At 73.7% G+C, this 6,820-nt stretch carries 6 protein-coding genes; 5 read left to right on the top strand and 1 reads right to left on the bottom strand.

Annotation, left to right across the window (positions count from 1 at the left end):
- Positions 1 to 569: 569 nt before the first annotated feature.
- Genes AB0C12_RS12030 through AB0C12_RS12020 form a run of 3 tightly spaced genes read left to right on the top strand, consistent with a single transcriptional unit; the run spans position 570 to position 5,151 of the window.
- Complete coding sequence (locus AB0C12_RS12030; protein WP_360547137.1) at positions 570 to 2,207, top strand: GTPase domain-containing protein; 1,638 nt, start codon at positions 570 to 572, stop codon at positions 2,205 to 2,207.
- The gene (locus AB0C12_RS12025; protein ID WP_360546856.1) at positions 2,204 to 3,892 is read left to right on the top strand and encodes a GTPase; all 1,689 of its coding nucleotides are present in this window, start codon (positions 2,204 to 2,206) and stop codon (positions 3,890 to 3,892) included. The genes AB0C12_RS12030 and AB0C12_RS12025 overlap by 4 nt, the downstream gene beginning before the upstream one ends.
- Before the next feature lie 35 nt (positions 3,893 to 3,927).
- Complete coding sequence (locus AB0C12_RS12020) at positions 3,928 to 5,151, top strand: hypothetical protein (protein WP_360546854.1); 1,224 nt, start codon at positions 3,928 to 3,930, stop codon at positions 5,149 to 5,151.
- A 66-nt stretch (positions 5,152 to 5,217) separates the two neighbouring features.
- On the opposite strand, the gene AB0C12_RS12015 is transcribed toward AB0C12_RS12020, so the two are convergent.
- Positions 5,218 to 5,484 (bottom strand): hypothetical protein, encoded by a 267-nt coding sequence (locus AB0C12_RS12015; protein WP_360546852.1) that lies wholly within the window; start codon positions 5,482 to 5,484, stop codon positions 5,218 to 5,220.
- Between the two features lie 147 nt (positions 5,485 to 5,631).
- Here AB0C12_RS12015 and AB0C12_RS12010 point away from each other — a divergent pair, with 147 nt between their 5' ends.
- Together AB0C12_RS12010 and AB0C12_RS12005 are read left to right on the top strand one after the other, a co-directional pair.
- Complete coding sequence (locus AB0C12_RS12010) at positions 5,632 to 5,940, top strand: hypothetical protein (RefSeq protein ID WP_360546850.1); 309 nt, start codon at positions 5,632 to 5,634, stop codon at positions 5,938 to 5,940.
- Positions 5,941 to 6,592: 652 nt separating this feature from the next.
- On the top strand, positions 6,593 to 6,817 hold the full coding sequence (locus tag AB0C12_RS12005) for a hypothetical protein (RefSeq protein WP_360546848.1): 225 nt from the start codon (positions 6,593 to 6,595) through the stop codon (positions 6,815 to 6,817).
- Positions 6,818 to 6,820: the final 3 nt, after the last annotated feature.

Genomic DNA, 6,820 nt, shown 5'->3' with positions numbered 1-6,820 from the left:
CCGCCACCGGCGACGAGCCCACCCTGATCGCCAAGCCCGACGCCGGCGACGAGCCGACGCTGGTCGAGGAGCCGACCACCGGCGACGAGCCCACCCTGATCGCCAAGCCCGACGCCGGCGACGACCCGACGCTGGTCAAGAAGCCGACCACCGGCGACGAGCCCACCCTGGTCGAAGAGCCCACGGCCGACACCGAGGCGCTGCCGACGTCGCGCCCGGCCGACGAGGAGCCGACCGTCGCCGCCCGCCCGGCCGGCGCCGAAGAGCCCACCCTGATCGATACCCCCGCCAAGGACGAGCCGACGCTGGTCAACGAAGCGGCCGGCACCGACAGATCTCCGGCGATCGACAAGACGGCCGGCAAGGACAAGGCCGCCGCGGTCACCGAGCCGGTTCCGGCCGGCCCCGCGGTCAAGGACGATGTGCCGATCCCGCGCTCCCGGCCCAAGGACCTTGCCGCGGTGCTCGCGCCCGTTCCGCCCGTCGAGCCGCCGCCCGCCGTCGGGGATCTTGCCGTCGCCCTGTCCAAGCTGCGCGCGGCGATCGGCGGGACGCCGTACCCCTTGGTCATGCCTTCCGCCGAGGAGGCCAAGCGGATCGGCGCCGCGCTGGTCGCCCAGCTCGACGACTACCTGTTGCCGCGCCTGGCGCGGCTCGACGCGCCGCTGCTGGTCGTGGTCGGCGGTTCCACCGGCGCCGGCAAGTCCACCCTGGTCAACAGCCTGGTCCGGGCACCCGTCACCAAGGCCGGGGTGCTGCGCCCGACGACCCGTTCGCCGGTGCTGGTCAGCCATCCGTCCGATTCGCCGTGGTTCCGGAACGGCGATCTGCTGCCGGGGCTCACGCGTACCGCGGAGAGCTCGACGGATCCGCAGACGCTGCAGCTGGTCTCCGCGACGGCGCTCGGTCCTGGTCTGGCTTTTCTGGACGCTCCCGACATCGACTCGGTGGTCGACCGGAACCGGCAGCTCGCCGCGCAACTGCTGGCCGCCGCTGACTTGTGGCTCTTCGTCACGACGGCGGCTCGCTACGCTGACGCCGTACCGTGGGAGCTGCTGACCACCGCCCGGCTGCGCGGCACCGTGATCGCCCTGGTCCTGGACCGGGTGCCGGCCGAGGCGGCCGGCGAGATCTCCGCCCACCTCGCCGAGATGCTCACCGACCGCGACATGGGCGCCGCGCCGATCTTCGTGCTGCCGGAGTCCACGCTGGAGGGCAGCGGGCTGCTGCCGGAGGACGTCACCCGGCCGTTGCACGACTGGTTCGCGCAGCTCGCGGCCGACGCCAACGCGCGGGCGGCCGTGGTCAAGCAGACGCTGGACGGTGCGCTGGCCGCGCTGGGACCGGCGGTGGCCGGCCTGGCCGAGGCGGCCGACGAGCAGGCGACCGCCGCGAAGGCGCTGGACGAGCGGGTCACCGCGGCTTACCGCACGGCCCGCCGGACCATGGAGGACGGCCTGCAGGACGGCCGGCTGCTGCGCGGCGAGGTGCTGGCCCGCTGGCAGGAGTTCGTCGGCACCGGTGAGCTGCTGCGCACGCTGGAGTCGCGGGTCGGCCAGCTCCGCGACAAGATCGTCGCGGCGGTCACCGGCCGCCCGGCGCCCGGACGCAACCTGCAGGCGGCGCTGGAGTCGCAGCTCGCCCTGCTGCTGCGCGGGGTCGCTTCGGATGCGGCCGAGCAGGCGTACGCGGCCTGGCAGGCGCACCCGGCCGGAGTCGCGCTGCTCGAGCCGGGCCTGCAGAAGCCCTCGCCCGACCTGCCGCAACGGGCTGAGCGGGTGATCCGCGACTGGCAGCAGTTCGTGCTCGAGCTGGTCCGCAGCGAGGCCGGCGACAAGCGGATCGTGGCGCGCGGCGCGGCGTACGCGGTCAACGGCGTCGGCCTGACCGTGATGATCGCGGTGTTCACCTCGACCGCCTTCATCCCGACCGGCGCCGAGCTGGCCGTCGGCGCGGGCACCACGGTCGCGGCGCAGAAGGTGCTGGAAGCGATCTTCGGGGACCAGGCGATCCGCAATCTGGCCACCCGGGCCCGCGAGGAACTCATCAAGCGCGTTAACGTGCTGCTCGACGCGGAAGCGGCCCGGTTCACGGACCGCACCGCCGCCGTGGGCCTCGAGCTGCAACCGGGGGCCACGCTGCGGCAGGCCGCGGCCGATGTGGAGCGGTCCAGGGAGGAAGTCGCGTTGACCGGGTCGCCGTCATGAGCCTCGTGGAGCGGGTCAAGCACGCGCTGACCGGCGACGACCGGGTGGACGCCGAGCAGCTCGTCGCCCGGTTGGACGCCCTGCAGCGTTTCCTGCGGGTCACCGACCCGTACCTGCCCGACAACGACCTGGTCGCCGCGCACACCCTGGTCGAGCGGGCCGGCAGCCGGCTCGCCCTGTCACAGGACCACACCGTGGTGGCGCTGGCCGGCAGCACCGGCAGCGGCAAGTCCAGCCTGTTCAACGCCCTGGCCCGGCTCAAGCTCTCGCCGGTGGGCGTACGCCGGCCGACGACCGGTGTCGCGCACGCCTGTGTCTGGGGTCCGCTCGAGCCGGCGAACAGGCTGCTGGACTGGGTCGGCGTGCTGCCCCGGCAGCGCTTCATCCGGGAGAGCGCCCTCGACGGCGACGACGAGGCCGCCCTGCGCGGGCTCGTGCTGCTCGACCTGCCCGACTTCGACTCCGTCGAGCGCGGCCACCGGCTCGAGGTGGACCGGCTGCTCGGCCTGGTCGACCAGGTGGTCTGGGTGGTCGACCCGCAGAAGTACGGCGACCGCGTCCTGCACAACGCCTACCTGCGACAGTTCAAGCAGCACAGCGACATCACCATCGTGGTGCTGAACCAGGCGGACCGGCTCTCCCCGTCGGACACCGAGATCGTCGTCACCGACCTCAAGCGGCTGCTCGACGAGGACGGGCTGACCGGCGTACCGGTGCTGGCCACCTCGGCCAAGCAGCCCGGCATGCTGACCGAGCTGCGCGAGGCTCTGGAGAAGACGGTCGCCGAACGGCAGGCGGCGCTGCGCCGACTCGCCGGTGACCTGGACGTGGTGGCCGAGCAGCTGGCCACGACGATCGGCCCGCCGGCTGCCGAGGACGAGGTGGACCGGGCGACCGTACGCCAGCTCAGTGACGCCCTCGCCGCGTCCGCCGGCGTCCCCGCCGTGGCCGCCGCGACCGCCGGCGCCTACCGCCACCGGGCGATCGCCAGCACCGGCTGGCCGCTGGTGCGCGGCGCCCGCAAGCTGCGCCCAGACCCGCTCAAGCGCCTGCACCTGTCCACCGACAAGCCGGACGCCGCGGACACCGCGGTCGAGGCGGCGCCGGTGTCCCGGACCTCCCTGCCGGAGGCCGACGCGGCCCAGAAGTCAGCGGTCGGCCTGTCCGTCCGTGCCGTCGCTGCCCGGGCCGCAGCACCGATCCCGCAGGTGTGGGCCCCGGCGCTGAGCACGGCTTCCCGGTCCCGGCTGGGCGACCTGCCCGACGCGCTGGACCGGGCGGTGGCCAGGACCGACCTCGGGATGAGCCGCAAGCCGATCTGGTGGACCGTGGTCGGCCTCCTGCAATGGCTGTTCACCATCGCGGCGGTGGTCGGCCTCGGCTGGCTCATCGCCGGGTACGCCGTCCGCGTCCTCGGCCTTCCCGCGTTCGACAACCCGAAGGTCGGCGAAGTGCCGCTGCCGACGTTGCTGCTGCTCGGCGGCCTCCTGCTCGGTGCCCTGCTGGCCGTGCTGATCCGGCCGATCGTCAACCTGGGCGCGAGACGCGCCGGCCGGCGCGCCGAGCAACGCCTGCGGGGGTCGGTCACCGAGGTGGCCCGCGAATACGTCGTCGCGCCGGTCCGCGAGGTGCTGAACGGGTACGCACAGGCACGTGAAGCCCTGACGGTCGTCCGTTCGGAATAGGTCCGGCGAGCGCCCGGACGGGTAGGCTCGGCGGCATGGCGGCACCCCAGACTCCATACGACGCGGTCCTGCACGCGGCCCGCGACGTGGCGAAGCTCGACTGCGCCCTGGACGCCGAGATGCTGGGCACCGCACTCCTGGGCAGCGTGTACGCCGTGGCGGTCACCGACCGCGCCGCGGCGGTCCGGGAGTTCGTCGGCCAGTTCCTCGGCGCCACCACCCGGCGACGCACGGCGTCGGCGACGACGATCCGCGAGGTCTTCGCGGCCCTGGTGCCGGACGCGGAGGGAGCGGCCGGCGTGCGCCCCGGCGCCCAGGCCCCGGCCTGGACGGAACAGCTCGGCAAGGTGCGCCCGACCGGCTGCTACGCGTACGGCGACGTGTACGGCGACCAGACGTCCTATCTGGTCACCTTCGCCTACGACGACGCCGAGCTCGGTGGCCCGGAGCACGCGGTCGTCGCCCTGGTCGACCACAACATCGGCATCACCAAGGACGTCTTCGTCGGCGGCCCGGCCGAACGCATCCTGGGCCAGGTCCGGGAGATGTGCGCGGGCGACGAGCTGACCTGGTTCCGCGAGGAGGACCCGGGCCGGCTCCGCGGCGAGGTCGGCAAGCACCTGGAGATCACCGACGGGCTCAGCGACCTGCCGGCGGACGGCAACCTGGCCACCGACCGGGCATTGGCCACGGCCCGGCTGGCCCTGCTGCCGGCCGCGACGGTCCCGCCCCTGGCCGAGCCGCCGGAGCTGAGCGCACCGGACCGCGAACGCCTGCTCCGCGACTTCCTGTCCGCACCGGAGGCGGCCCGCTTCGCCCTCGGCGACGTGTCAGCCGACGACGAGCTGGCGTCGCTGCACTTCTGCCTGAGCCTGCTGCTGGACCACGCGGCCAGCCTCCCGGAGCCGAACCCGCTGCGCTGGAGCCCGGCGGTGGCCGGCCTGTTCCTGCTCGACTGGGTGCACCGGCGCGCGGTCCTCGACATGGACGACGCGGCGATGCTCCCCCGGGTGACCCGAGCCTGGTCGGCGTACGCGACCCGCAAACGCGGCCTCCCGGCGGCAGCGGCGGAGCAGACGGACACGGTGGTCGAGGAAATGATCCCGGAGTTCGCCCGCCTGTACGCAACGGGCGAGAAACGCAGCCCGGCAACGGCGGCGGTGGCGCAGCTGATCTCGGAGGGCGTCGACCCGAACGACGCGGAAGCCATCGACGCCTGGATCGAAACCAACCGCCATCGCCTCACCGACGACTCCTGAGCCCGGGCCGCTGTTCGGCCCGCCTCGCCCGGCGAACCTCCACGTCGCCGGGTGAGGGCGGGCCTTTCACCAGCCGTTCTGCTGGTGGTCCTGGTTCTCCTGCTGCTGCTCCAAGTGGTGACGGCCCATCCGGGAGCTGCGGTGGTGCGCGCCCGAGCGGTCGTCGACGCGGTGCATGCGTTCGGAGCGGTGGGAACCGCGGTAGGCGCGGGTCGCGGTGGTGGTCTGGGTGCTGCCTTCGCCACGGTCGGCGGCGGACGGCTGGTAGCGGTGGCTGTTGTGGGTGCGGTCCGCGTTGCGGGCGGGCCGGGCGTTCTGCGGGCGTTCGGTCACTTCTGACCTCCGGCGGGAGTTGGATCCGGCGGCCTCGGCCGTCCGGCTGCTGATGGAACGGATGAGCTGTTCGTGCTCGGTCGACGAGCGCTTGTCGTGGCCCTTCGACGGGCGGGTGCGCTCGGTTGCCCGGCTGCTCTTGTCACGGTGAGCGGCCGTCCGGCCGGTCCGGCCCTGGTTGTCGGCCGCCGGGTCGTCATCGTGGTCACGTGCTGCTGCGATGTGGACGGTGATCCGGCGATCAGCGCCCTCGCGGTCGGCGGACCGACGGCGGTCAGCGGACCGACCCCGGTCGGCGGACACCCGGCGGTCGTCGTCGTCACAAGCCCGATCACGCGCTCGGCCGGGGTCATCCCGGTCGCCCGCCCGATCAGCGTCATCCTGATCACGCCCGTGATCCGAGTCGTCCTGATCACGCCCGTGATCCGAGTCGTCCCGGTCGCCGGCCTGATCTGAGTCGTCTCGATCACGCCCCTGATCCGAGTCGTCTCGATCTCGCCCGTGATCCGAGTCGTCCCGGTCGCCGGCCTGATCTGAGTCGTCGCGGTCGTGCGGGCGGTCCGGGTCGTTCTGGTGACCCGCATGATCGTGGTGATGGGGCCGGTCGGGGCGCTGGTGGTGCGAAGGCCGCCAAGAGCAGTCCGTCCGATCCCAGCACCAAGGCGGCCGAACCGGCTTCTGCGGCGGATCCGGCGTCTGCCCACCCGGCGAGCCGTCCGAGTCCCCCGGCTGCGGCTCGACCGGCACGGACGGCAGCAAAGGCGGACGAACCGGAGCCGGCTTCCCGCCACCGGACGAGCCGGACGAGCCAGAGCCAGAGCCGGCCGAGCCGGGGCCGGAGCCAGACGAGCCGGAGCCGGCCGAGCCGGGGCCGGAGCCAGACGAGCCGGAGCCAGCCGAGCCGGAGCCGGAACCAGAGCCGGAGCCGAACCCGGAACCCGAGCCGGACCCCGGCGACCCAGGCCGCCAGGACTCCCCACGATCACCCGAAGGACTGGAAGATCCAGAAGAATCCGAGCCACCCGACGGCGCCGCCGAGGACCCGTTGCGCGTGCTCTGGCCGTACCCCTGGCTGGTTTTGATCGGGGCGGCCGGCCGCGGCTTGGTCTTGCGCCTCTGGGCCTGGCCCTGCACCGGGCCGGACCCGCTCGGCGAGCCGGTGCCCGCCGATGCCGTCGGCGCCGGCCGGACCGGTCCGGTCGAGGCCGGCGGGATGAACGGGACGTCCATCGCGCCGGTCCGGTCGTCGCCGAGTTCGCGGGAGCCGGCGGTGATCGCGGCCAGGGTGGGCAGCGACGCGAGCCCGACCAGCATCGCCACGATGAGCACGTAGCGC

The organism is Actinoplanes sp. NPDC048967 (genome assembly GCF_040649415.1).
GTDB lineage: Bacteria > Actinomycetota > Actinomycetes > Mycobacteriales > Micromonosporaceae > Actinoplanes.
The sequence above is the reverse complement of the archived record's forward strand: the minus strand, read 5'-3'. Positions and strand labels throughout refer to the sequence as shown.

Bases quoted from the DNA above. Each gene is read 5' to 3' on its own strand.
- AB0C12_RS12030 (WP_360547137.1), top strand. From the start codon at position 570: ATGCCTTCCGCCGAGGAGGCCAAGCGGATCGGCGCCGCGCTGGTCGCC.
- AB0C12_RS12025 (WP_360546856.1), top strand. From the start codon at position 2,204: ATGAGCCTCGTGGAGCGGGTCAAGCACGCGCTGACCGGCGACGACCGG.
- AB0C12_RS12020 (WP_360546854.1), top strand. From the start codon at position 3,928: ATGGCGGCACCCCAGACTCCATACGACGCGGTCCTGCACGCGGCCCGC.